This window comes from Janthinobacterium sp. BJB446 (assembly GCF_002735655.1).
Taxonomy (GTDB): domain Bacteria; phylum Pseudomonadota; class Gammaproteobacteria; order Burkholderiales; family Burkholderiaceae_D; genus Janthinobacterium; species Janthinobacterium lividum.
This window is the reverse complement of sequence record NZ_PDZK01000001.1, coordinates 3,495,846-3,519,004: the sequence shown is the minus strand read 5'-3', so window position 1 is coordinate 3,519,004 and position 23,159 is coordinate 3,495,846. Positions and strand designations below refer to the sequence as shown.

Annotated in this window: 21 protein-coding genes and 1 other RNA gene; 9 read left to right on the top strand and 13 right to left on the bottom strand. The window is 62.1% G+C overall.

The window, feature by feature from the left end; genetic code table 11:
• Positions 1 to 5: 5 nt before the first annotated feature.
• From CSQ92_RS15585 to groES, 4 genes are all read right to left on the bottom strand, one after another.
• The gene (locus CSQ92_RS15585; RefSeq protein WP_180277015.1) at positions 6 to 563 is read right to left on the bottom strand and encodes a GNAT family N-acetyltransferase; all 558 of its coding nucleotides are present in this window, start codon (positions 561 to 563) and stop codon (positions 6 to 8) included.
• 85 nt (positions 564 to 648) lie between these two features.
• A complete protein-coding gene (locus CSQ92_RS15580) occupies positions 649 to 1,125 on the bottom strand; it encodes a hypothetical protein (protein ID WP_257219223.1) in 477 nt (158 codons plus the stop codon).
• Between the two features lie 233 nt (positions 1,126 to 1,358).
• Positions 1,359 to 3,008 (bottom strand): chaperonin GroEL, encoded by a 1,650-nt coding sequence (groL, locus tag CSQ92_RS15575; RefSeq protein ID WP_034786546.1) that lies wholly within the window; start codon positions 3,006 to 3,008, stop codon positions 1,359 to 1,361.
• 50 nt (positions 3,009 to 3,058) lie between these two features.
• Complete coding sequence (groES, locus tag CSQ92_RS15570; protein ID WP_010400979.1) at positions 3,059 to 3,349, bottom strand: co-chaperone GroES; 291 nt, start codon at positions 3,347 to 3,349, stop codon at positions 3,059 to 3,061.
• Between the two features lie 512 nt (positions 3,350 to 3,861).
• Between groES and CSQ92_RS15565 the strand changes: the two genes are divergently transcribed.
• The 5 genes from CSQ92_RS15565 (at position 3,862) to CSQ92_RS15545 (ending at position 6,250) form a co-directional block, all read left to right on the top strand.
• The gene (locus CSQ92_RS15565) at positions 3,862 to 4,608 is read left to right on the top strand and encodes a hypothetical protein (RefSeq protein ID WP_139179246.1); all 747 of its coding nucleotides are present in this window, start codon (positions 3,862 to 3,864) and stop codon (positions 4,606 to 4,608) included.
• A 129-nt stretch (positions 4,609 to 4,737) separates the two neighbouring features.
• A complete protein-coding gene (locus CSQ92_RS15560; RefSeq protein ID WP_306532427.1) occupies positions 4,738 to 5,028 on the top strand; it encodes a DUF904 domain-containing protein in 291 nt (96 codons plus the stop codon).
• Positions 5,028 to 5,339: a cell division protein ZapA gene (locus CSQ92_RS15555; RefSeq protein ID WP_034747344.1), complete on the top strand. Its 312-nt coding sequence runs from the start codon at positions 5,028 to 5,030 to the stop codon at positions 5,337 to 5,339. Before CSQ92_RS15560 ends, CSQ92_RS15555 begins: the two co-directional genes overlap by 1 nt.
• Before the next feature lie 189 nt (positions 5,340 to 5,528).
• Positions 5,529 to 5,706: non-coding RNA, 6S RNA (gene ssrS, locus CSQ92_RS15550), on the top strand.
• A gap of 79 nt (positions 5,707 to 5,785) precedes the next feature.
• Positions 5,786 to 6,250, top strand: a complete 465-nt coding sequence (locus CSQ92_RS15545; protein ID WP_034786549.1) for an EVE domain-containing protein — start codon at positions 5,786 to 5,788, stop codon at positions 6,248 to 6,250.
• On the opposite strand, the gene CSQ92_RS15540 is transcribed toward CSQ92_RS15545, so the two are convergent.
• From CSQ92_RS15540 to CSQ92_RS15530, 3 genes are all read right to left on the bottom strand, one after another.
• The gene (locus CSQ92_RS15540; RefSeq protein ID WP_099394508.1) at positions 6,247 to 7,764 is read right to left on the bottom strand and encodes a GGDEF domain-containing protein; all 1,518 of its coding nucleotides are present in this window, start codon (positions 7,762 to 7,764) and stop codon (positions 6,247 to 6,249) included. The two genes, CSQ92_RS15545 and CSQ92_RS15540, sit on opposite strands and share 4 nt — an antisense overlap.
• Before the next feature lie 156 nt (positions 7,765 to 7,920).
• The gene (lgt, locus tag CSQ92_RS15535; protein ID WP_099394507.1) at positions 7,921 to 8,751 is read right to left on the bottom strand and encodes a prolipoprotein diacylglyceryl transferase; all 831 of its coding nucleotides are present in this window, start codon (positions 8,749 to 8,751) and stop codon (positions 7,921 to 7,923) included.
• Between the two features lie 79 nt (positions 8,752 to 8,830).
• Positions 8,831 to 9,742 (bottom strand): LysR family transcriptional regulator, encoded by a 912-nt coding sequence (locus CSQ92_RS15530; RefSeq protein ID WP_099394506.1) that lies wholly within the window; start codon positions 9,740 to 9,742, stop codon positions 8,831 to 8,833.
• Between the two features lie 174 nt (positions 9,743 to 9,916).
• On the opposite strand from CSQ92_RS15530, the gene ilvD reads away from it, so the two are divergent.
• Both ilvD and CSQ92_RS15520 read left to right on the top strand, forming a co-directional pair.
• Entirely contained in the window at positions 9,917 to 11,782 is a 1,866-nt protein-coding gene (gene ilvD, locus CSQ92_RS15525) for a dihydroxy-acid dehydratase (RefSeq protein WP_034786553.1), read from the top strand.
• Positions 11,783 to 12,127: 345 nt separating this feature from the next.
• On the top strand, positions 12,128 to 12,439 hold the full coding sequence (locus CSQ92_RS15520; RefSeq protein WP_034786554.1) for a c-type cytochrome: 312 nt from the start codon (positions 12,128 to 12,130) through the stop codon (positions 12,437 to 12,439).
• 21 nt (positions 12,440 to 12,460) lie between these two features.
• On the opposite strand, the gene CSQ92_RS15515 is transcribed toward CSQ92_RS15520, so the two are convergent.
• Positions 12,461 to 13,474 (bottom strand): NAD-dependent epimerase/dehydratase family protein, encoded by a 1,014-nt coding sequence (locus CSQ92_RS15515; RefSeq protein ID WP_099394505.1) that lies wholly within the window; start codon positions 13,472 to 13,474, stop codon positions 12,461 to 12,463.
• A 91-nt stretch (positions 13,475 to 13,565) separates the two neighbouring features.
• Here CSQ92_RS15515 and CSQ92_RS15510 point away from each other — a divergent pair, with 91 nt between their 5' ends.
• Positions 13,566 to 14,468, top strand: a complete 903-nt coding sequence (locus CSQ92_RS15510; RefSeq protein ID WP_099394504.1) for a LysR family transcriptional regulator — start codon at positions 13,566 to 13,568, stop codon at positions 14,466 to 14,468.
• A 91-nt stretch (positions 14,469 to 14,559) separates the two neighbouring features.
• Here the strand turns inward: CSQ92_RS15510 and CSQ92_RS15505 are convergent, their stop codons facing one another.
• The 5 genes from CSQ92_RS15505 to folD form a co-directional block, all read right to left on the bottom strand.
• On the bottom strand, positions 14,560 to 15,702 hold the full coding sequence (locus tag CSQ92_RS15505) for a branched-chain amino acid ABC transporter substrate-binding protein (protein WP_070257968.1): 1,143 nt from the start codon (positions 15,700 to 15,702) through the stop codon (positions 14,560 to 14,562).
• Positions 15,703 to 16,015: 313 nt separating this feature from the next.
• Complete coding sequence (locus CSQ92_RS15500; RefSeq protein WP_099394503.1) at positions 16,016 to 16,381, bottom strand: hypothetical protein; 366 nt, start codon at positions 16,379 to 16,381, stop codon at positions 16,016 to 16,018.
• The gene (locus CSQ92_RS15495) at positions 16,378 to 16,803 is read right to left on the bottom strand and encodes a DNA polymerase III subunit chi (RefSeq protein ID WP_034786773.1); all 426 of its coding nucleotides are present in this window, start codon (positions 16,801 to 16,803) and stop codon (positions 16,378 to 16,380) included. Before CSQ92_RS15495 ends, CSQ92_RS15500 begins: the two co-directional genes overlap by 4 nt.
• A gap of 5 nt (positions 16,804 to 16,808) precedes the next feature.
• The gene (locus CSQ92_RS15490) at positions 16,809 to 18,878 is read right to left on the bottom strand and encodes a M3 family metallopeptidase (protein WP_099394502.1); all 2,070 of its coding nucleotides are present in this window, start codon (positions 18,876 to 18,878) and stop codon (positions 16,809 to 16,811) included.
• A 47-nt stretch (positions 18,879 to 18,925) separates the two neighbouring features.
• A complete protein-coding gene (folD, locus tag CSQ92_RS15485; RefSeq protein ID WP_034786559.1) occupies positions 18,926 to 19,771 on the bottom strand; it encodes a bifunctional methylenetetrahydrofolate dehydrogenase/methenyltetrahydrofolate cyclohydrolase FolD in 846 nt (281 codons plus the stop codon).
• A gap of 665 nt (positions 19,772 to 20,436) precedes the next feature.
• Between folD and aceE the strand changes: the two genes are divergently transcribed.
• Complete coding sequence (gene aceE / locus CSQ92_RS15480; RefSeq protein WP_034786560.1) at positions 20,437 to 23,133, top strand: pyruvate dehydrogenase (acetyl-transferring), homodimeric type; 2,697 nt, start codon at positions 20,437 to 20,439, stop codon at positions 23,131 to 23,133.
• Positions 23,134 to 23,159: the final 26 nt, after the last annotated feature.

Genomic DNA, 23,159 nt, shown 5'->3' with positions numbered 1-23,159 from the left:
GTCCGCTATTTCGCAGGGATTTGTAAGGTATTGATTTTCATAAAGACATTACTTTCGGCACTTGCACGCGCAGGGCGGGGCAGCCACAGCTGCATTTGCAGCATGCCATCCGATGCGGGACAGTCCTCCAGGGTAAAACCGCAAGCCAGGTACAGGGTCAATGCCGCGTGGTTGTCCTGTGCCACGGCCAGGCGCACGCGGCCCAGCTCGGGAATGGCGCAGGCATGGGCGATGGCGGCCTGCACCAGTTGCCGTCCCGCGCCGCGCCCGCGCGCCTGCGGCGCCACGTACACGCCCCACAGGCTGGCCTTGTCATGCACGACGGCGATCGGTTCGCGGCGCAGGCCGGCCATGGCGATCAATTGTTCCTTGTTGAAAGCGCCAAATATTATTTGGTGGGAGGTGGCGTGCAAGCGCTCGGCTATCTGTGCCAGCGGCAAGCCGCTTTCCGCCGCATGCGTGGTGCAGAAGGCGGCGGGCAGTTCGGCGATGCCGGCCAGGCGCAGCGCGCGGTAGGCGCTGGCGTCGTCTGGCGTGAGGGGGCGGACAGTGATGGCGGGCATGTGGGCGAGTATCGGGCTTCGATGCCAGAAAGTAAAGCTTGCGCTGCAACGCCAGTGTCCCTGGCCATCGCGTCGGCTTGGGGTGTTACTGCGTGGCGATGCGCTGCATGGGCGCATTGTCCTTGCGCCATTGTTCCAGGCTGATCAGGTCGCCGCTGACGATGTCGTCGACGAGGATGCGCTTGCCGTCGGGCGTGACGACGAAACTCTCCCACCGGTGCGCCGCATCGGGCGTGCTTTCGAAAAAGCTCAGCTGGTAGCAAGCGACGCCATCGATGAGGCGCGTCTCGGGCGACGTTTCCATCACGGCGCCGTGCGCGCGGCCGCCGGACGCCTTTTCGATATGCGCCGACCATGCCTTGATTTCCGGCAAAGCCATCAGCGCATCGACGGCGCGCGCGTTCTGCTCCGGCACCGCCGTCTGGCTGCTCGCGGTCGGGGCATTGTCTGCCTGCGGCGCGGACTGCTGATGCAGGTAGAAAGCACCGAGCCCGGCGGCCAGCAAGCCGGCCAGGATGCCGGCGATGATGGTGGTTTTGGAAGAAGAGGCGCGTGGCGACATGATGGTGAGCGTGAGAAAGAGGGACGATGGCGGCCATGCTAAAGCAAAATGCACAGGCCGGCAATCGCCGGGCTTGCCAACGGGCTTGCAAAATCAACAGGCGAAAAAAAGCCACCTTCCGTAGAAGGTGGCTTTCGGGGCCGCCGGGAGGCGCTGGCAGCTTTTGGTCTGCCAGCCCTGTCCCTGCGTGTGCGGCTGAGCGCGCCGTCGCCTGCGCGTTCAGCCGCCGGACATTACATCATGCCGTCCATGCCGCCCATGCCGCCCATACCACCCATGCCGCCGCCCATGCCGCCGCCTGCCTTGTCGTCAGCGATTTCGCAGACCATGCAGTCGGTCGTCAGCATCAGCGAAGCGATCGAAGCGGCGTTTTGCAGCGCCGAACGGGTCACTTTGGCTGGGTCCAGGACGCCCATTTCCACCATGTCGCCATACGTGCCGTTGGCAGCGTTGTAGCCGTAGTTGCCCGAGCCAGCCAGTACGGCTGCCACGACGACCGAAGCTTCTTCGCCAGCGTTTTGCACGATCATGCGCAGTGGCTCTTCCATTGCGCGCAGGACGATCTTGATACCAGCATCTTGATCAGGATTGTCGCCCTTGACCGTGATGTTGGCGCGTGCGCGCAGCAGGGCTACGCCGCCGCCTGGCACGATGCCTTCTTCCACGGCAGCGCGGGTCGCGTGCAGTGCATCTTCAACGCGGGCTTTTTTCTCTTTCATTTCGACTTCGGTGGCTGCGCCAACCTTGATCACGGCAACGCCGCCAGCCAGTTTGGCGACGCGCTCTTGCAGTTTTTCACGGTCGTAGTCCGAGGTCGCTTCTTCGATCTGTACACGCACTTGTTTCACGCGTGCTTCGATCGAAGCTGCTTCGCCGGCGCCATCGATAACGATGGTGTTTTCCTTGCCCACTTCGATGCGTTTCGCTTGGCCCAGTTCGGCCAGGGTCACTTTTTCCAGGGTCAGGCCGACTTCTTCAGCGATCACTTGGCCGCCGGTCAGGACAGCGATGTCTTCCAGCATGGCTTTGCGGCGGTCGCCGAAGCCAGGTGCTTTCACTGCGCAAGTTTTCAGGATGCCGCGGATGTTGTTCACAACCAGGGTAGCCAGCGCTTCGCCTTCGATGTCTTCTGCGATGATCAGCAGTGGACGGCCAGCTTTTGCGACTTGTTCCAGTACCGGCAGCAGGTCGCGGATGTTCGAGATTTTCTTGTCGCACAGCAGGACGAATGGGCTGTCCAGTACGGCAACTTGTTTCTCCGGGTTGTTGATGAAGTATGGCGACAGGTAGCCGCGGTCGAACTGCATGCCTTCAACGATGTCCAGCTCGTCGTTCAGCGACTTGCCGTCTTCAACGGTGATGACGCCTTCCTTGCCGACTTTTTCCATCGCTTCAGCGATACGCTCGCCGATCGAGTAGTCCGAGTTTGCCGAGATCGCGCCAACCTGGGCGATTTCCTTGGTCGTGGTGCAAGGACGGGCGATTTTCGCCAGTTCTTCGACGGTGGCAGCAACTGCCTTGTCGATACCGCGCTTCAGGTCCATCGGGTTCATGCCGGCGGCAACGAACTTCATGCCTTCGCGCACGATGGCTTGTGCCAGCACGGTTGCGGTGGTGGTGCCGTCGCCGGCGTTGTCGCTGGTGCGGGAAGCAACTTCCTTGACCATTTGCGCGCCCATGTTCATGAGCTTGTCTTTGAGTTCAACTTCTTTCGCTACCGAGACACCATCCTTGGTGACGGTAGGGGCGCCGAACGAGCGCTCCAGGACCACGTTGCGGCCTTTCGGGCCCAGCGTTACTTTGACTGCGTTGGCGAGGATGTTGACGCCTTCGACCATCTTGGCGCGCGCTGCGTCGCCGAATACTACTTCTTTAGCTGCCATGTTCAATTCTCCTGAGTTTCGGGATGTATCTGTCTACAACGTGGAAACAATTACTTGACGACGATCGCCATGATGTCTTCTTCGCGCATGACCAGCAGCTCATCGCCGTCAACTTTGACGGTTTGGCCGGCGTACTTGCCGAACAGGACGCGGTCGCCCACTTTGACATCCAGAGGACGCACTTTGCCGTCGTCGAGAATCTTGCCATTGCCTACGGCAAGGACTTCGCCTTGATCCGGTTTTTCAGCAGCTGCATCAGGAATGATGAGGCCGGACGCAGTCTTGGTTTCCTGGTCGAGGCGTTTGACGATGACGCGATCGTTCAATGGGCGCAGATTCATACAAAACTCCTTAAAGTTCAATGGATAGGTGTTGCTAAATGAATACATGCCTGGCACAGCGCCAGACGTGCTTTCAGTGACCGCCGTTGAAAGCAGCCCGCAACGGTCAAGCAAACCCCATGTCATCCTGTCCTTGCCTGTATCCGGCAGTGGTGCATCGCGGCGTCGCCCGCCGCGTAGCGTTCCCTGCAGTGGCCTGGCAAGCACCATCAGTCCTGAGGATTGCTACGAAAGAGTTTGTTAGCACTCTCTACTAACGAGTGCTAATTATAGGGACGGTAGGGGGCTTATTCAAGGGGAACATATAGATAGATGCTGAGCAGAGCCTGCATCTACACAGGGTTTGCGCCAGCACAAGCCTCGTTCCCGGGCGTCAGCAACAGGCGCGACTCTAGCATGCCGTTCGGAGAGGGGGCGTTCCTGTACGCATAGGAAACAGAGTTTGACTATGAAATTTGATAAGATGATTGCAATTGCATATCAATATCACCACTCGCACCAGAAAGCACGCCATGCCATTCCCGATTTCCCATCCCGCCCTGCGCCTGTTGGGCGCTACTCTCGTCGGTCTCGCCTGCCTGGGCAATGCCGCGGCGCAAACGCCCACCATCGTCGACGAGATCACCGTGGCGGCCCTGACGCCGCTGGAAAAGGAAATGTTGCTCAATGACTTGTTCAACGATTTGAACAAGGACGACGACGACCAGGAAGCCCATGTGTGGGACAACGGCGCCGACAATGGCGTGCTGGTGAAAGTTACATATAACTTCAGCAACTCCGGCATGACGGAACACAGCTTGAAGGCGCACGTGTGCCGCGACCTGAAATTCGTCGTCACCGCGGGCGACAAGTCGCAGGACCTGAGCCGCCGCACCTGTTCGCAGAACAGCGGACGCTGGGATGTGCAGGGCAAGGACCCGGCGCCCGTCGTGTATCCGCCATTTCTGTCCGACGTCACCATCGCCAAGCTCAATGCCAGGGAACAGAAAGCGCTGCTGACGGCCGCCGTGCGCACCTTGAAAGATGAAGAGGATGGCAAGACGCGCCAGTGGAGCAACAAGGGCCTGGGCAATGCGGTGCCGCTGGCAGTGCGCCTGACGCCCTCGGGGACGGACGCCAAGCCTGGCAGTTATCGCAGTACTTGCCGCGACTTGACGATGGTTCTTGACGGCAAGGGCGGACAACAGACGCTGACGCGCCGCTCTTGCGAAAACCGCTATGGCGGACTCGATATCGAACCCGATTACGTCGACGAGTAAAACGCTGCCATCGCGGCGTCGGCAGATGCGCGCACTTGGCGAAAAGCGCCGGAAAAAGCGTGTATTGTCCGCCAACTGCCCTGCATTGATGTAAATATGTGTGACAGCGGCGTGATTCGATTGACGCCCATGGAGCGTCCGCCCTATAGTGGCGGGATGATTTCCGAATTCAACGAATTATCCGACAAAATAGGCCTGCTGGCCGAAATGACCCATGCGCTGCGCCGTGAAAACGCGCAACTGCGCAAGGACAATGCCGCGCTGGCCGCCGAGAACGCCCTGTATGTGCAGCGCATGCGCGAGGCGCAGGAGCGGGTGGAAGCTTTGCTGGAAAAAATTCCCGAACTGGTGCAAGCCGGCCTGGAGCAAGCCGCTTCGGAAGCGGGCGCCTATAGTGCCGAGAACGAGAAGGAAGCGTAATGCCGCGTGTCGATGTCAATATCATGGGCCAGTCCTACAGCATGGTGTGCCGCGACGGCGAAGAGCGCGCGCTGCGCGAAGCGGCGATCTATCTCGATAGCAAAATGAAAGCCATCCGCGACGCGGGCAAGGTCAAGGGCAACGACCGCATCGCCGTGCTGGCCGCCCTGGGCGTGGCCGCGGAATTCCTCTCCGTGAAGTCGCCGCAAGGTCCGCTGTCGGAATTGACGATACTGGAAGTGAAGCAGAAAATCTCGGCCATGCACACAGTCCTGGATAGTGCCCTGACGCCCCAGGAAAACCTTTTTTAAACATCGAATCAAACCTGCTGCGCGTCGCGCATTGCGGCCTGCGATGCTCGCTGTGCTCTAGCACAGCTGCGCTTCTTAGCCACAATTCATCGCCGCTCGCTACGGTTTTATTCGGTGTTATTAATTGGTTTTTAAGTGGATACGGTACGATTTGTCTTTGCGATGCGCGATCAAAGGAGTAAACTTGGGTCTACCCTGCGGTGTTCGCGATTGCCATATATTCCTTGAACCATTTATGCGCATCGGTTGCGAATTTTGTTTGATGGGAGTGAGCGTCGCTCGTTCGACGAACCCGAAATTGAACTAACGTGACCACCTTGAACCGTTTGGTTCGGGATGCCGGCATAGCGGCACAGGCGGGGCCCAATTCGCAGTACCAAGAAAACGGTTGCAGCATCGATGCGCAACCGTTTTTTTACGCCTGTTGCTTTTGATAGGGAGTGAATATGAAACAATATTGGCTGATGAAATCCGAACCCGATGAAGTGAGCATCGACGACCTGATGGCGGCGCCCAAACACACCATGCCGTGGTTCGGCGTGCGCAACTACCAGGCGCGCAACTTCATGCGCGATGGCATGCAACCGGGCGATGGCGTGCTGTTCTATCACTCGAGCTGCCCGCAGCCGGGCGTGGCGGGCGTGGCCGAAGTGGCCAGCGGCGCGTATCCCGATCACAGCCAGTTTGAAGAGGGCGGCAAATATTTCGATGCCAAGGCCACGCAAGAGCAGCCGCGCTGGATCAGCGTCGACGTGCGCGGCGTCAAGAAGACGGCGCTGCTGCCCCTGTCCGAGATGCGCCAGATGCCGGAACTGGAAGACATGCTGCTGCTCAAGAAAGGCAGCCGTCTGTCGATCACGCCCGTGACGCCGGCGCAATGGAAAGTCATTACCGGCAAGCTGACAGGCTAGCCTTCGACCCGGTTGCGGCCATTCTGCTTGGCCCGGTACAGGGCCTGGTCGGCGGCGGCGAGCAATTGTTCCGGCGTCTGTCCTGCGTCATTCAGCGCGAGGCCGATGCTGGCCGTCACCAGGCCGCCGCGCGACGGTGCGTGGACGATGGCGGCCGCGGCGATCGCTTCCTGCATCTTGTGCGCCACGGCCAGTGCACCCGCGCCATCGGTGGCGGGCAGGATGGCGGCAAACTCCTCTCCGCCGAAGCGGGCCGCCAGGTCGCTGGCGCGCGGCAGCGCGGAATGCAGGGCGGCCGCGATCTGCTGCAGGCAGGCGTCGCCATACGGGTGGCCGAAGGTATCGTTGAGGCTTTTGAAGAAGTCGATATCGATGATCAGCAGCGCCAGCGGTTGATTGTTGCGCGCGGCGCGCTGCCACTCCAGCTGCAGGGTCTGGTCGAAGCAGCGCCGGTTGGCGATGCCCGTCAAGCCATCCGTCAGCGACAGCTTTTCCAGTTTGTCGTGGGCTTCGCGCAAAGCCCGTTCGCTTTGCATGTAGCGGCTTTGCAGGCTGGCCGAGCGCAGCGCGTGGACCGTCAGCGCGACAAACAGCGCGCTGGCCGCCAGGTAGAAATGCTCGCGCAGCACGACGAATCCCAGTCCCAGCAGGGCTGCCGTGAAGAAGATGGGGCTGAAGTTGTCAATCAGCAAGGTCAACGGCCGCGGCGGCCGTGCTTCTTCCTCGCCCGGCTGCACGCGCATGGCCAGCACCGCCAGCAGCAGGAAAGGCAGGCTGGGCAGTACCTCGCTGGGACCGGCTTCGGCCAGCGCATGCAGGGTCAGGTAATTATAGGCGCCCGCGCAGGCGGCGTAGCACCACAGGAACACGCTGAGTAGCAGGTAGAAACGCCCTTGTGCGCCATCGCGGCGGTGCGCCAGCAGGCGCAGCGAGGCGCAACAGGCCAGGACGAGGTTTTCCACGTTGTACGTCGTCACCAGCAGGCTGGCGGGTATCGGCGCGATCGAGCGCTGGTCGAAGGGCGAGACGGAAAAGATGGCCGTATAGGTCAGGTAAGCTGCCAGCAGCACTTGCACGGCGTCCAGCCATTGCAGGGTGCGCGAAGGGTGGCGGTCGCTGACCGAGGAAATGGCCAGCAGCAAGGGCGCGCCATACATGAAATAGGCAAAATCGGAGAAATACGTCGTGTCGGACGCCACATGGCCGCTCAGGTCTTGCCAGGCGGACAACGCCATGCCCACGCTCCAGAACAGCATGGCGGCCGCAAACAGGCCCCAGCCCGTGCGCACGACGCCGGGCGCGCTCAGGCTGGCGTTGCGGCAGCAGGCGGCCAGCGCCAGCAGTGGCGCCATCACGCCGAACAGGTAGCTTACGGCGGGACCGCGCGTCCCGGCCCAAGCCGTCAAGGCCAGTTGCGCCAGCACGTAGCCGCCCGCCAGCGCCAGCCAGAATGTCGTGGTCTTCCTCGCATACTGCATGGATGGGACTCCCCGCTCGAATTGCCAACACAGCATGATTGCATGCCCTGCTCTTGCTGCAGGGTAAAGCGATCATTGCGCTATCGCAAGCGAAGATTCATTCCGCAAGGAAATTATGCTGCTTTGAGGGAAAGGTTGCCGGAGGAGGGGGATGGCGCGCCTGCCTGGCGCGCCATCGGGAGAACAGCGGTGTTACGTGTTGGCCGGGCGGGCCTTGGTGGGCGGCGTGCCCATTACCTGGCTTTTATACGCCCACACCAGCAGCGCGATGGCGCCGACGATCATCGGCAGGGACAGCATCTGGCCCGACGTGATCGGCACGCCCAGCCACACGACTTCCCAGTCCGGCGTGCGGAAGTATTCCGTGAAGAAGCGCGCGCAGCCGTACAGCAGGGTGAACATGGCGCCGACGGCCATGCGCGGACGCTGCTTGCGCGCATACAGCCACAGGATGATAAACACCAGGATGCCGTCGACCAGCATCTGGTAGAGCGGCGACGGGTGCACTGGATACGGAATGCCTGGCCATTGCATGGCCCACGGCAGGGTGTCCGGCGCGATGCGGCCCGGCAGTTCTGCATTGATGAAGTTGCCCAGACGGCCGGCCGCGTAGCCGAGCGGCACCAGCGGCGCGATGAAGTCGAGCACGTCGAACAGGTTGCGGCCCGCCTTGCGGCTCCACAGGTACATGGCCAGGATGACGCCGAGGAAGCCGCCATGGAAGGACATGCCGCCATGCCAGACCATGAAGATCTCGAGCGGATTGTGCATGAAGTATTCGGGGCGGTAGAACAGCACTTCGCCCAGGCGCCCGCCGATCACCACGCCCAGCATGCCGTAGAACAGCATGTCATCGAGGTCTTCCTTCTTCCAGCCCAGCACGGCGATATGCGGCTGCTTGATGCGCACGCGGCCCAGGATAATAAACAGGGCAAAGGCCAGCACATACATCAGGCCGTACCAGTGCACGGCGAGCGGGCCGATCTGGATGGCTATCGGGTCGGGCATCGGGTGTATCAGCATGGAGTTTCTTTCTTTGTTTAAAGCCAAGGTTGCGTAGTATGGGGGCGCTTGCGGTTCTTTGCCTTAGCGGCCACTTAATTTATCGTGCCGGGTGGCCTATCTGCTTGCGCAACAGCGCCAGAAAGCCTTGCAGCACGGCGGACGGATTGTCGCGGCGCCAGGCCAGGCCCGTTTCCACCAGCGGCGTGGCGTCCTGCAGCGGCCTGTATTCTACGCCCGGGCGCATCAGATTCGATACCGATTGTGGCACAAGCGCGATGCCCATGCCAGCCGAGACGAGGCTGACGATGGTTTGCATCTGGATCGCTTCCTGGCCGATCTGCGGCGTGATGCCGGCCGCGCGGAACACGCCGAGGATGGCGTCGTGCAGGGCGGGCGAGATCGCGCGCGGGAAAATGATCAAGGGCAGGGACGGCACGTCGCGCAGGCGCACGGCGCCCGGCGTATTTAAAATGTCGAGGCCGGACGGCGCGGCCAGCACCAGCGGCTCGGCCAGCACGGGCAGGTAATCGAGTTCCCCTTTGGCCTTTTCGGGCAGGGGCGGGATCAACAGGCCCGCATCCGTGCGCCCGGCCAGCAATTCGTCCAGCTGCAGGTCGGAAGTGGCCTCCTGCAACTGGATCTGTACTTGCGGATAAGCCGTCTGATACGCGCGCAGCAGCGGCGGCAGCACGCTGTAGTCGGCCGAGGAAACAAACGCCAGGCTCAATCGCCCCGCCTCGCCCTGCGCGGCCCGTTGCACCAGCGCGGGCAAATCGAACGCCTGCGCCAGCAGCCGGCGCGCCTCGGGCAGCAGGGCCGTGCCGGCCGGCGTCAGCTGCACTTCGCGGCGCGTGCGCACGAACAGGGGCGCGCCCAGCAATTCTTCCAGGGCCATGATGGTTTGCGACAGGGGCGGTTGCGTCATGTGCAGGCGCGCGGCGGCGCGGCCGAAGTGCAATTCCTCGGCGACGGTGACGAAATAGCGCAGCTGGCGCAGTTCAAGGTTCATATGCGTTTCCATGTGGAATAAGTTCTGTGATATATAAAACGACTCACAGACACGTGCATCATATATTTGACAGTGGGGCGCGCGCAAGGCAATCTGACGTACCCCCACTGCATGCAGGGTTTTGCTGAAAATCCGCGCAGTCAGGCATTATTCATTTCTCGGAAGGTCCCCATCATGCCGCAATACCGCTCCCGCACCACCACCCACGGCCGCAACATGGCTGGCGCCCGCGCCCTGTGGCGCGCCACCGGCATGAAGGACGGCGACTTCGACAAGCCGATCATCGCCGTGGTCAACTCGTTTACCCAGTTCGTGCCCGGCCACGTGCACCTGAAAGACCTGGGCCAGATGGTGGCGCGCGAAATCGAGGCGGCTGGCGGCGTAGCCAAGGAATTCAACACCATCGCCGTCGATGACGGCATCGCCATGGGCCACGGCGGCATGCTGTATTCGTTGCCTTCGCGCGACCTGATCGCCGATTCCGTCGAATACATGGTCAACGCCCACTGCGCCGACGCCATGGTCTGCATCTCGAACTGCGACAAGATCACGCCGGGCATGCTGATGGCCGCCATGCGCATCAATATCCCCGTCGTCTTCATCTCGGGCGGGCCGATGGAAGCGGGCAAGGTTGTCAAGGTGGTCAACGGCACGCAGAAGATCATCAAGCTGGACCTGGTCGACGCCATGATCAAGGCGGGTGACAGCACGGTGTCCGACGCCGACGTGGCGGAGATCGAACGTTCGGCCTGTCCTACCTGCGGTTCCTGCTCCGGCATGTTTACGGCCAACTCGATGAACTGCCTGACCGAGGCGCTGGGCCTGGCCCTGCCCGGCAACGGCACCATCCTGGCCACGCACTCGGACCGCCAGCAGCTGTTCCTGCGCGCGGGCCGCCTGATCGTCGAGCTGGCCAAGCGCCATTACGAGCAGGACGATTACTCGGTGCTGCCACGTTCCATCGCCACCAAGTCCGCATTTGAAAACGCCATGGCGCTCGACGTTTCCATGGGCGGTTCGACGAATACCGTGCTGCACTTGCTGGCCGCCGCGCACGAAGCGGAAGTGGAATTCACGATGGCCGACATCGACCGCATCTCGCGCAAGGTACCGTGCCTGTGCAAGGTCGCGCCGATGACGGACAAATACCATATCGAAGACGTGCACCGCGCGGGCGGCATCGTGGGCATCCTGGGCGAACTGGCGCGCGCCGGCTTGCTGAACACGACCCTGCCGACCATCCACGCGCCGACCCTGGCCGACGCCATCGCGCAAAACGACATCATGTGCACGGACAATCCGGCCGTGCATGAATTGTTCCGCGCCGCCCCGGGCGGCGTACCGACGCAGACGGCGTTCTCGCAATCGGAGCGTTTTGCGGCAGTCGACACGGACCGCAGCACGGGCTGCATCCGCGACAAGGCGCACGCCTACTCGCAGGATGGCGGCCTGGCCGTCTTGTACGGCAACCTGGCGGAAAAAGGCTGCATCGTCAAGACGGCAGGCGTCGATGAAAGCATCCTGAAATTCTCGGGCAAGGCGCGCGTGTTCGAAAGCCAGGATGCCGCTGTTGAAGCGATTTTGGCCGATACCGTGCATGAAGGCGACGTTGTCATCATCCGCTACGAAGGCCCGAAAGGCGGCCCCGGCATGCAGGAAATGCTGTACCCGACTTCGTACATCAAATCCAAAGGTCTGGGCAAGGCGTGCGCGCTGTTCACGGACGGGCGCTTCTCGGGCGGTTCCTCGGGCCTGGTGATCGGCCACGCCTCGCCGGAAGCGGCCGAAGGCGGCGCCATCGGCCTGGTGGAAGAGGGCGACTTCATCGACATCGACATCCCCGAGCGCACCATTAATTTGCGTGTGACGGACGTTGAACTGGCCGCGCGCCGCGCCGCCATGGAAGCGAAGGGCGACGCGGCCTGGCTGCCCGTCAACCGCGAGCGCTATGTGTCGCAGGCGCTGCAGGCGTATGCGGCGCTGACGACGTCGGCTGACCGGGGCGCCGTGCGCGATCTCTCCCAACTGAAGAAGCGCTGACCACACCAGGCAAAACCTACTGCGCGTCGCGATTTGCGGCCTGCGATGCTCACTGTGCATCCGCACAGCTGCGCTTCTCAGCCACAACTCGCTGCCGCTCGCTACGGTTTTGCCAGGTGTTGGATACTGTTGCGCAGGTAAGACAGCCGGCCCCGATCTGCTGCGCGGGGCCGGCTGTCGTTACATCGCCTTACAAACAACATGGTCATGGACGCGCAGATGGGGCAGAATATGCATGCCTCCTGACTACATTGCGTTACTACATTGAAACGCTTGATCTGGGCTCGTGGTGCATCTGCGGAAACACAGTAAAATGCCGCAGGAAGTAACTTTGGAGAAAAGACAATGAAACGTTTTATGTTGGTGAGTGTATTGGCCGTATCGGCTCTGGCATCGCAAGCAGCGTTGGCCAATCCGGACCTGGCGAAAGCAAAAAACTGCATGGCTTGCCACGCGGTGAGCACGAAACTGGTGGGCCCTGCGTTCAAGGACGTGGCTGCCAAGTATGCCGGTCAGAAAGACGCGGAAGCCAAGCTCGTGGCGAAAGTCATGAAGGGCGGTTCCGGCACCTGGGGCGCGATCCCGATGCCAGCGAACCCGCAAGTGAGCGATGCGGAAGCCCACACCCTGGTCAAATGGGTACTCGCACAGAAATAATCTGTGCCGCAGTAACTGCAATCAGCGCGCCGGCAATCCCGGCGCGTTTTTTTTGCCCGCTGCCTTCTGCAGATTACCCATGCCTTCCAATGTCGCCCGCACCGCCTCGTCGAGCGGCGTATGCGGCTCCTGGCCCAGCACGGCCAGCAGCCGCGCATTGTCCATGGCCAAGGGCGTGTGCCACAGATAGCGCATCTCGCGCATTTCGCGCAGGGTCGCCACGAACGGCGACGCCAGCGCCACCAGCCACCACGGAAAACGCCGGATGGCGGGCGCAGTTCCTGTCGCCTGTTCCACCACGCGGGCAATCGCGCCCGTCATTTGCCGGCCGTCGTGGTCCCAGTGGCCGGCCATGTGAAAGCGGGAGAAGGCCGGCAAGGTGGCGCGCATGGCCAGCAATTGCAGCATTGTGCGTGCCACGTCGGGCAGGTAGGACCACTGGTGGCCGACGCCGTGCGTACCGGGATACAGCACGCTGCGCACGGGCTGGCCCGGTTTCACCAGCCCCTGCGAAAACCAGTTGTTGCCGGCGCGGGGGCCGAAGAAGTCGCCCGCGCGCACGATGATGACCCTGGCGCCCTGCGTGCTGGCCCATTCCAGCCGCGCTTCCAGTGCCACGCGGATGGCGCCCTTGCGCGTGAGCGGGCGTTGCGGCGCATCTTCCGCAAGTAAGTCTCCCGATGCGGGAAAGGCGTCGGGACCGAAGTTGTACACGGTGCCCGGCAGCACGATGGTGGCGCCCTCGGCAATCGCCGCTGAAATCGTGTTGTCGAGCATGGGCAGCACCAGCCGGCCCCAGTGGCGGTAGCCGGGCGGGTTGACGGCGTGCACGATGACAGCGCAGCTTTTCGCGGCCGCCAGCACGTCCGCGCGCGACAGCGCATCGCCGCGCAGCCACTCGATGTTATCGCCGCGTGGCGATGGCGTTTCTCCCCGCGTCAGGGCGCGCACCTGCCAGCCTGCCGCCTGCAGTTGGCGGACCATCTCGCCGCCGATGCCGCCCGTCGCGCCCAGTACCAATACCGTTTTGTCCATATTGTCCTCCGTGTGGTTGATGGAGCCAGTATCTGCCGCGCAAGGCTAATTGGGAATTGACGAGCATCGACCATGGGCTATACATTTATGTATGACCACCTCGATCGCCTGGGAATACTACCGTTCGCTGCTGGCCGTGCTGAAGCACGGTTCCCTGTCCGGCGCGGCACGCGCGCTGGGCATCACGCAGCCCACCGTCGGCCGGCATATCGCTGCCCTGGAGCAGGCGCTGGGCGCGACCCTGTTCACGCGCTCCCAGCTGGGCTTGCTGCCCACGGAAGTGGCCCTCGCGCTGCGGCCCCATGCGGAAACCATGGAACATACTGCCGCCCTGATGCAGCGCGCCGCCAGCAGCCAGGGGCAGGGCGTGGCCGGCGTCGTGCGCATCGCAGCCAGCGAAGTGGTGGGCGTGGAAGTGCTGCCGCCCATCCTGGCCCGCCTGCGCGCGCGCCATCCGGGCTTGACCATTGAATTGGTATTGAGTAACAAGGTGCAGGATCTGCTGCGACGGGAAGCGGACATCGCCGTGCGCATGCTGCGGCCGCGCCAGGAACAGCTGGTGGCGCGCAAGGTGGGCGATATCGAACTGGGCCTGCATGCCCACGTGGATTACCTGGCGCGGCATGGCATGCCGCTGGTACTGGCCGATCTGGCGCAGCATGCCGTCATCGGCTACGACGAGGCGAGCCCCTTCGTGCGCAACGCGGGCGCGGCTTTCAACGGATTTGCGCGGGAAAATTTTGCCTGGCGCAGCGACAGCGACCTGGCGCAACTGGCCCTGATACGCGCGGGCGCCGGCATCGGCGTGTGCCAGGCGCGTCTGGCGGCGCGCGATCCAGCCCTGCGGCGCGTGTTGCCGCAAGCGTTTGCGCTACCGATGGAAACCTGGATCACCATGCATGAAGACTTGCGCGGCAGCCTGCGCTGCCGCGCCGCCTTCGACGCGCTGGCCGAAGGCTTACTGGCTTATGTAGCCGGGCAGCAAGAACCGTAGCGAGCGGATGTGAGTTGTGGCTGAGAAGCGGAGCTGTGCGAATGCACAGTGAGCATCGCAGGCCGCAAATCGCGCCGCGCAGTAGGTTCTATTATTTGACTACTTCCATCTTGGTCTTCTTGCCATCGCGATAGGTGAACAAGGTCAGCGCGCCATCCTTGATGTCGCCGTTGGCGTCGAACGAGATCGGGCCCGTCACGCCCTGGTAGTGCACCTTGGCCAGGAAAGGCAGGTAGACGGATGGTTTCGACGATTTCGCGTCGGCCATGGCGGTGGCCATGGTCATCACGGCATCGTAGACGTATGGCGCGTACAGCTGCACTTCCATATTGTATTTCTGCTTGTAGCGGGCGCGGAAGTCGTCCATGCCTTTTTGCTGCGCGCCCGTCACGCCGCCCGCTTCCGCGCAGGTGACCATGTCTTCGCCCACAGCGTCGCCTGCCAGCTTGCCCAGCGGCTCCGTGCACAAGCCATCGCCGCCCATGAATTTGGCCTTGATGCCCAGCGCCTTCATCTGGCGCAGCATGGGGCCGCCCACGGAGTCCATGCCGCCAAAGAAGATCAGGTCGGGATTTTTCGACTTGATGCTGGTCAGGATGGCATTGAAGTCCGTCGCGTTGGCATTGGTAAATTCCTTGCCGACGATTTGCACGCCTGGGGCCGCCTTCTTGGCGCCCTTGACGAATTGTTCCGCCACGCCCTGGCCGTATGCCGTGCGGTCATCGATGACGGCGATTTTCTTCGCCTGCAGCTTGCCCACGGCATACGCGCCCAACGTTCCGCCCAGCTTGTTGTCATTGGCGACGACGCGGAAGGCCGTGTTGAATTTCTGCTGGGTATATGTCGGGTTGGTGGCGGCCGGTGAAATCTGTGGAATGCCGGCATTGAAGTAAATGCGCGAGGCGGGAATCGTCGTGCCCGAGTTCAGGTGGCCGACCACGCCGTTGACCTTGGCGTCGACGAGCTTTTGCGCCACGGCCGTGCCCTGCTTGGGATCGGCTGCGTCATCTTCGGGGACCAGCACGAATTTCACGGCTTTGCCGTCGATCTTGAACCCTTTGGCGTTCAAATCCTCGATCGCCATCTTGGCCGCGTTCTCGTTATCCTTGCCCAGGTGGGAGCTGGCGCCAGAGACCGGGGCGACGTGGCCGATCTTGATGATTTCCTGTGCGCCCGCATGGCCGGCAAAGGCAAGGGCGACGGCGAGAGGAAGGACTTTGGTCTTGAGCAGCATAAACATTCTCCAATGGATAAAGATACGGCGGCGTCTCGTGAAAACCGCTTCGACAGGCGGTACGTGTGAAGAAAGGTACAACAAAAAACAGGCGGCGCAAAGCCGCATTTCGGGCTTTTTACATTTTGTCGCAACAATCACCAAAGTGAGGCGCGATGCACCGATTTCGCAGGCGCGAGCGCACCAAAGAATGGCGTTGGGAGGGGGAAGGGTGTAAGAAAATCTGCGTTCTTCTACCCCAAAACAACATCCGGGGTCGGACCCTGAGGGTCTGACCCCAGCCTTTCGCCGTTGGGGGGGCAAAGTGGCGAGATTACTGCGCGGGCGGATGCAGGTGACCTAACTCATGGCTCACGGCATGCGCGACGATCTGCTCCAGCGACTGCTGCAGATCTTCGCGCAGGGCGCCGCGCATGCCGATCAGGGCGTTTTGCAGGGCCGTCTGCAGGACGTGGGCGATGCGCTCTTCCAGCAGATGGTCGATCTTGCCCTGCACCTGGTGCAGGATGCGTTGCGTCAGCCGCTGTTCGATGGCGTCCCAGTCTGGTTGCGCCACCGTTGGCGGCAACGCCGGCGCTGCCTCGACAGCAGGCGCGACTGGCATGGCGGGCGCCGTCTCCGGTCCCAGCAGCACCTCCGTCAGCAGGGGAATGCCCTGGTCGAATGGCGGTTGATTCATGTCTTCCCTGCCACGAAGTGGGTCGGCTGCACGTTTTGCTGGCGGTAATGCAGGAAGCGCTGGCGGCCCGCTTGCGCATCTTGCTCATCCATGGAGACGATCTCGAAGACGCGCTGGAACTGCGCGTAGTTGGCGGGCGGCAACTGCGACAGGTTGACGAGGATGTCGTGGTGCGGCAACTCGGCCGCTTCGTCATCGGTGAGGATGATGGGTGTCTGCGCCGCCAGCGGATCGCCGGCCAGCACGTGGGGCAGGAAATCCGTGGCGGAAATGGTCCACATGGCGCTGTTCAAGGCGTCGAGCTGGGCGCTGTCGGCCGCCAGCACGACGACCTTGTTGCCGGCCATGTAGGCCTTGCGGGCCAGGCGGCAGGCGTAGGCCAGCTTGTCCGGCACATTGCTGTGAAAATCGACGCGGCTCATGGCGATCAAGCGGCCATGCCGCTGTGGCGCAGCAGGGCGTCGATGGACGGTTCGCGGCCACGGAAGGCCGTGAACGATTCCAGCGCGGGGCGCGAGCCGCCGACGGACAGGATTTCCTGCAGGTAGCGCTTGCCTGCCGCCGTGGTGGCGGCCGGTCCCAGCGCCCTGGCTTCTTCAAACGCCGCATAGGCGTCGGCGGACAGCACCTCGGCCCATTTGTAGCTGTAGTAGCCAGCCGCGTAGCCGCCGGAGAAAATGTGCCCGAAGGCATTCTGGAAGCGGTTGAACGGGGGCGGGATGAGCAGCGCGAACTTGGCGCGCACGCCGTCGATCAGTTGCTGCACGCTCTGGCCCGTGCTGGCGTCGTAGTCATAGTGCAGATGCATGTCGAGCAAGGAAAACTCCACCTGGCGCAGGGTTTGCAAGCCAGACTGGAAATTCTTGGCGGCCAGCATCTTGTCGTACAGCGCGCGCGGCAGCGGCGCGCCCGTGACGGCATGCGCCGTCATGTGTTCGAGCACGTCCCATTCCCAGCAGAAATTTTCCATGAATTGCGATGGCAGTTCCACGGCATCCCATTCGACGCCGGAAATGCCCGACACGCCCAGCTCGTCGACCACCGTCAGCATATGGTGCAGGCCGTGGCCGAATTCGTGGAACAGGGTGATCACTTCATCGTGCGTGAACAGGGCTGGCTGTACCTTGCCGTCGACCACGGCCGGTTCCGTGAAGTTGCAGGTGAGATAAGCGATCGGCGTTTGCACGTGTTGCGCGTCGGCGCGTCGGCCGCGCGCGTCGTCCATCCAGGCGCCGCCGCTTTTCCCCGCGCGCGCATACAGGTCCAGGTAGAACTGGCCGACCAGTGTGCCGTCGCGCTCGATGCGGTAGAAACGCACGTCCGGGTGCCAGACGGGTGCCGTATCAGGCTTGATCTCGACGGCGAACAGGTTCTGGATCTGGCGGAACAGGCCGTCGATCACCTTGTGTTCAGGGAAATACTGTTTGACTTCCTGGGCCGAGAATGCGTAGCGGCGTTCCTGCAGTTTTTCGGAAGCGTAAGGCACGTCCCACGCTTGCAGTTCCGCAATGCCCAGCTCTTCCTTCGCGAATTGTTTCAGTTCTGCCAAGTCCTTCTCGGCGAACGGGCGCGCGCGTTTCGCCAGGTCTTCCAGGAAGGCGATCACTTGCGCAGGCGAGGTGGCCATCTTGGAGACCAGCGACACTTCGGCGAAATTGGCGTAGCCGAGCAGTTTTGCCTCTTCGTCGCGCAATTGCAAAAGAGTGACGATGTTGTGCGTATTGTCCCACTCCTCTTTCCTGCTGAAGACGTCGCCCTGGTCCGAGGCCTTGGTGGCATTGGCACGGTAGATGGTTTCGCGCAGCGCGCGGTTGTCGGCAAATTGCAGGATCGGGTAGTAGGAAGGGAAGTGCAGCGAGAATTCATAGCCCGCTTTGCCAGCCTTTTCGGCGGCGGCGCGCGCGGCCGCTTTCACGTCGTCGGGCAAGCCGGCCAGTTCAGCTTCGCTCTCGACCAGCAGCTTGTAGTCATTGGTGGCGTCGAGCACGTTTTCGGAAAAGCGCGTCGAGACGGCCGCATGTTCTTCCTGGATGGCGCCAAAGCGCTCTTTCTTGTCCTCGGGCAACTCGGCGCCGCCCAAGCGGAAATCGCGCACGGCATTGTCGACGATGCGGCGGCGCGCTGGCGACAGGCTGGCGAAATCGGCGCGGGCCTGCAATTGCTTGTATTTGCCGAAGAGGATTTCGTTCTGGCCCAGTTCGGTCAAGAATTCCGTCACCTTGGGCTGGTTCGCATTGTAGGCGGCGCGCAGTTCCGGCGTATCGATCACGCTGTTGAGGTGGTTGACGATGCTCCAGGCGCGGCCCAGGGTTTCGGCGATCTGGTCCTGGGGGGCGACGAAGTTCTCCCAGCTCACTTCTTCCATAGGCGCTTCCAGCTGCGCCACCGTGGCGCGCGCCTGGGCCAGCAAGGTGTCGATGGCAGGCGTGACATGCTCGTGCGTAATCGCGTCGAAGCGTGGCAGGCCGGAAAAATCAAGCAGGGGATTGGTAGTCATCGTCGGTTCCATATATTAAAAGGGACGGTCAGGCCGCCCCGGTGTTTTTACACGCGCTCTGCCGCCTCGACGGTATTCATGAGTAGCATGGTGATCGTCATCGGCCCCACGCCACCCGGCACGGGCGTGATGTGCGACGCGACGTCTTTCACTCCGGCAAAATCCACGTCGCCGCACAGCTTGCCGTCATCGTCGCGGTTCATGCCCACGTCGATGACGATGGCGCCCGGCTTGACCATGTCGGCCGTCAGGGTGTTGCGGCGGCCGACGGCGGCCACGACCACGTCCGCCTGGCGCGTGTACAGGCCCAGGTCCGGGGTCGCACTATGGCAGATGGTGACGGTAGCGTTCGCTTGCAAGAGCAGCAGGGCCATCGGCTTGCCGACGGTGTTGCTGCGGCCGATGACGACGGCGTGCTTGCCGCGCAAGTCCACGCCCGTGCTTTCGATCAGTTTCATGCAGCCGTACGGCGTGCACGGGCGGAAGCCGGGCAAGCCCGTCATCAGTTCGCCGGCGCTCAGGACGGAATAGCCATCCACGTCTTTCGTCGTGGCGATCGCTTCGATGACCTTGTGCGGGTTGATGTGCTTGGGCAAGGGCATCTGCACGAGGATGCCGTGGATGGCCGGGTCCGCATTCAGGCTGGCAATACGTGCCAGCAAGTCCGCTTCGGACAGGTCCGCTTCATATTTTTCCAGCACCGAGTGAAAACCCACGTCGCCGCACGCCTTGACCTTGTTGCGGACATACACCTGGCTGGCCGGGTCTTCGCCGACGAGTATCACGGCCAGGCCGGGCTGGGTGCCCTTGGCCGTGAGGGCGGCGGCGCGCGTGGCGATCTCGCTGCGCAGTTTTTGGGAGAGGGCGATTCCGTCGATCAGTTGTGCTGGCATGGTAGGGAGGCTGAGAGCTGGTAGGAGGGAAAAGTCAGATTATAAAGCCGGGCGGCGCAAAGGGGCGGTTTTGGCTATGCAAAGGCGTAACAACAGCGGGCCGGAGACGCGGGCCCGAGAAAATGCCGATGGCGGCGTTGCAGCTCCTTGCCGTACTGGCGTACTGTCTACGTCGCTGCGCCTTGCCCTCGACATTTTTCAGGCCCGCCTGGCCCGGCATAAAAGCGGGCCACAGACGCGAGCCTGAGAAAATGCCGATGGCGGCGTTGCGGCTCCTTGCCGTACTGGCGTACTGTCTGCGTCGCCGCGCCTTGCCCTCGACATTTTTCAGGCCCGCTTGGCCCGGTATGCCTGTGCGGACGACTGGGGCGTTAATGCGTTTTGCTGGTGTGCTGGTGGCCTAGGGAGCGCAAGGGCCTGCGGTTCTTTTGGCGCCGTTTTTGGCACTTTGATCACCCTAATTTCCGGGCAGAATTTGCGGCAGTGCAGCATAAATTTCATAGGATGATTTCATGATGTGAAATGCTATATCGTAATTTGAAAAATAGTAAATACGCTGTTAGAATCCCCACACTAAACCGACTTAATAGTAAATAATCAGCGAAATACCGTCCGACAGCGATCCGGAAAATCGGGGTGGGGCGTTCACAAAGGAGACTCAACAGATGTCAGCTCAACTGAACCAGGTAACGACACAGATCGGCACCGACCCGGATATGCAGGAAACCAAGGAGTGGCTGGACGCGCTCGAAGCCGTTCTGGAAAATGAAGGTCCGGAGCGCGCGCATTACCTGATGGAGCGCATGGTTGACCTGGCTCGCCGCCGCGGCGCCCAGATCCCGTTCTCCAGCACCACCGCCTACGTCAATACCATCCCCACCAAGCAAGAAGCACACTGTCCCGGCAACCTCGAATACGAAGAACGCCTGCGCTCGTGGATGCGCTGGAACGCCATGGCCATGGTCGTCAAGGCCAACCGTGCCGACGGCGACCTGGGCGGCCACTTGTCCTCGTTCGCTTCGCTGGCGAACATGCTGGGCATCGGTTTCAACCATTTCTGGCACGCGCCAACGGCCGACCACGGCGGCGACCTGCTGTACATCCAGGGCCACTCCTCGCCCGGCGTCTACGCGCGCGCCTTCCTCGAAGGACGTTTGACGGAAGAGCAAATGCTGAACTTCCGCAAGGAAGTCGACGGCAAGGGCCTGTCTTCGTACCCGCATCCGAAGCTGATGCCTGACTTCTGGCAGTTCCCGACCGTGTCGATGGGCCTGGGCCCGCACATGGCGATCTACCAGGCGCGCTTCCTGAAATACCTGCACGCACGCGGCATCGCCAAGACCGACAACCGCAAGGTCTGGGCCTTCTGCGGCGACGGCGAGATGGACGAGCCGGAATCGCTGGGCGCGATCGGCCTGGCTGCACGCGACATGCTCGACAACCTGGTCATCGTGGTCAACTGCAACCTGCAGCGCCTGGACGGCCCTGTGCGCGGCAATACCAAGATCATCCAGGAGCTGGAAGGCGAATTCCGCGGCGCCGGCTGGAACGTCGTCAAGGTCATCTGGGGCCCGGGCTGGGACGCCCTGCTGGCACAGGACAAGGAAGGCATCCTGCAGCGCGTGATGATGGAAACCGTCGACGGCGAATACCAGAACTACAAGGCGAAAGATGGCGCCTACGTTCGCAAGCACTTCTTCGGCAAGCATCCGAAGCTGCTGGAAATGGTTGCCAACATGACGGACGACGACATCTGGCGCCTGACCCGTGGCGGTCACGATCCGCACAAGATCTACGCGGCATTCAAGATCGCCCAGGAACACAAGGGCCAGCCAACCGTCCTGCTGGTGAAAACCATCAAGGGCTACGGCATGGGCAAGTCCGGCGAAGCGCGCAACACGGCGCACCAGACGAAAAAACTGGACGACGAAGCCATCCGCGAAATGCGCGACCGCTTCTCGCTGCCTATCCCTGACGACAAGCTGGCCGACATCCCGTTCTTCAAGCCGGCCGACGACGCGCCGGAAATGGTCTACCTGCACGAGCGCCGCAAGGCCCTCGGTGGCTACCTGCCGCAGCGCCGCCAGAAGTCGGAAGAAACCCTGCCCGTGCCTGGTCTGGACGCCTTCAAGAACGTGCTGGAAGCGACGCCGGAAGGCCGTGAAATCTCGACCACGCAAGCGTTCGTGCGCGTCATTTCGACCCTGCTGAAAGACCCGAACCTGGGTCAGCGCGTGGTGCCTATCCTGGTCGATGAATCGCGTACCTTCGGCATGGAAGGCCTGTTCCGCCAGATCGGCATCTACAACCCGAAAGGCCAGTTGTACGAGCCAGTCGACAAAGACCAGGTCATGTACTACCGCGAAGACAAGGCTGGCCAGATCCTGCAAGAGGGCATCAACGAAGCGGGCGGCATGAGCTCGTGGATTGCCGCGGCGACGTCGTATTCGACCAACGACCGCATCATGATCCCGTTCTACACCTTCTACTCGATGTTCGGCTTCCAGCGCATCGGCGACCAGGTGTGGGCTTCGGCCGATATGCGCGCCCGTGGCTTCCTGATGGGCGGTACGGCTGGCCGTACGACCCTGAACGGCGAAGGCTTGCAGCACGAAGATGGCCACAGCCATATCTTCGCCGCGACCATCCCGACCTGCATGCCGTACGATCCGACCTTCAGCCATGAAGTCGCCGTCATCATCCAGGACGGCCTGCGCCGCATGATCGCCAACCAGGAAGATGTGTTCTACTACATCACGATCATGAACGAAAACTACGCCCAGCCAGGCATCAAGCCAGGCCAGGAAGAAGGCATCCTGAAAGGCATGTACAAGCTGCAGGAAGGCCAGGCTGACGCCAAGCTGCGCGTACAGCTGATCGGTTGCGGCACCATCCTGCGCGAATCGATCTTCGCCGCCGAATTGCTGCAAAACGACTGGGGCGTGGCTGCGGACGTGTGGTCGGCGCCGTCGCTGACCCTGGTGGCCCGCGATGGCCAGGATGCGGAACGCTGGAACATGGTCAACCCGTCGAAAGAGCAGCGCGTGCCGTACGTGACGTCGCTGATGCAGGACACGGACGGCCCGATCGTCGCCACGACCGACTACATGCGCGCGTTTGCAGAACAGATCCGCGCCTTCATGCCGAAGGGCCGCACTTATAAAGTGCTGGGCACCGATGGCTTTGGCCGCTCGGACAGCCGCGCCAAGCTGCGCGAGTTCTTCGAAGTGAACCGTTATTATGTCACCGTAGCCGCGCTCAAATCGCTGGCTGACGAAGGCAAGATCGACGTGTCGGTGGTGGAGCAGGCGATCGCCAAGTACGGCATCGACGCGAACAAACCGAATCCGGTGACCCAGTAATCGTTGTGCGGACCCGATGATGCCAG

Bases quoted from the DNA above. Each gene is read 5' to 3' on its own strand.
- CSQ92_RS15520 (WP_034786554.1), top strand. From the start codon at position 12,128: ATGAAACGTTTTATGTTGGTGAGTGTATTGGCCGTATCGGCTCTGGCA.
- lgt (WP_099394507.1), bottom strand. From the start codon at position 8,751: ATGCTGATACACCCGATGCCCGACCCGATAGCCATCCAGATCGGCCCG.
- CSQ92_RS15555 (WP_034747344.1), top strand. From the start codon at position 5,028: ATGCCGCGTGTCGATGTCAATATCATGGGCCAGTCCTACAGCATGGTG.
- CSQ92_RS15490 (WP_099394502.1), bottom strand. From the start codon at position 18,878: ATGACTACCAATCCCCTGCTTGATTTTTCCGGCCTGCCACGCTTCGAC.
- CSQ92_RS15500 (WP_099394503.1), bottom strand. From the start codon at position 16,381: ATGAATCAACCGCCATTCGACCAGGGCATTCCCCTGCTGACGGAGGTG.
- CSQ92_RS15565 (WP_139179246.1), top strand. From the start codon at position 3,862: ATGCCATTCCCGATTTCCCATCCCGCCCTGCGCCTGTTGGGCGCTACT.
- ilvD (WP_034786553.1), top strand. From the start codon at position 9,917: ATGCCGCAATACCGCTCCCGCACCACCACCCACGGCCGCAACATGGCT.
- groES (WP_010400979.1), bottom strand. From the start codon at position 3,349: ATGAATCTGCGCCCATTGAACGATCGCGTCATCGTCAAACGCCTCGAC.
- CSQ92_RS15495 (WP_034786773.1), bottom strand. From the start codon at position 16,803: ATGAGCCGCGTCGATTTTCACAGCAATGTGCCGGACAAGCTGGCCTAC.
- CSQ92_RS15545 (WP_034786549.1), top strand. From the start codon at position 5,786: ATGAAACAATATTGGCTGATGAAATCCGAACCCGATGAAGTGAGCATC.
- CSQ92_RS15505 (WP_070257968.1), bottom strand. From the start codon at position 15,702: ATGCTGCTCAAGACCAAAGTCCTTCCTCTCGCCGTCGCCCTTGCCTTT.
- CSQ92_RS15530 (WP_099394506.1), bottom strand. From the start codon at position 9,742: ATGAACCTTGAACTGCGCCAGCTGCGCTATTTCGTCACCGTCGCCGAG.
- CSQ92_RS15515 (WP_099394505.1), bottom strand. From the start codon at position 13,474: ATGGACAAAACGGTATTGGTACTGGGCGCGACGGGCGGCATCGGCGGC.
- aceE (WP_034786560.1), top strand. From the start codon at position 20,437: ATGTCAGCTCAACTGAACCAGGTAACGACACAGATCGGCACCGACCCG.
- CSQ92_RS15510 (WP_099394504.1), top strand. From the start codon at position 13,566: ATGACCACCTCGATCGCCTGGGAATACTACCGTTCGCTGCTGGCCGTG.
- CSQ92_RS15540 (WP_099394508.1), bottom strand. From the start codon at position 7,764: ATGCTGTGTTGGCAATTCGAGCGGGGAGTCCCATCCATGCAGTATGCG.
- CSQ92_RS15585 (WP_180277015.1), bottom strand. From the start codon at position 563: ATGCCCGCCATCACTGTCCGCCCCCTCACGCCAGACGACGCCAGCGCC.
- groL (WP_034786546.1), bottom strand. From the start codon at position 3,008: ATGGCAGCTAAAGAAGTAGTATTCGGCGACGCAGCGCGCGCCAAGATG.
- CSQ92_RS15560 (WP_306532427.1), top strand. From the start codon at position 4,738: ATGGAGCGTCCGCCCTATAGTGGCGGGATGATTTCCGAATTCAACGAA.
- folD (WP_034786559.1), bottom strand. From the start codon at position 19,771: ATGCCAGCACAACTGATCGACGGAATCGCCCTCTCCCAAAAACTGCGC.
- CSQ92_RS15580 (WP_257219223.1), bottom strand. From the start codon at position 1,125: ATGTCGCCACGCGCCTCTTCTTCCAAAACCACCATCATCGCCGGCATC.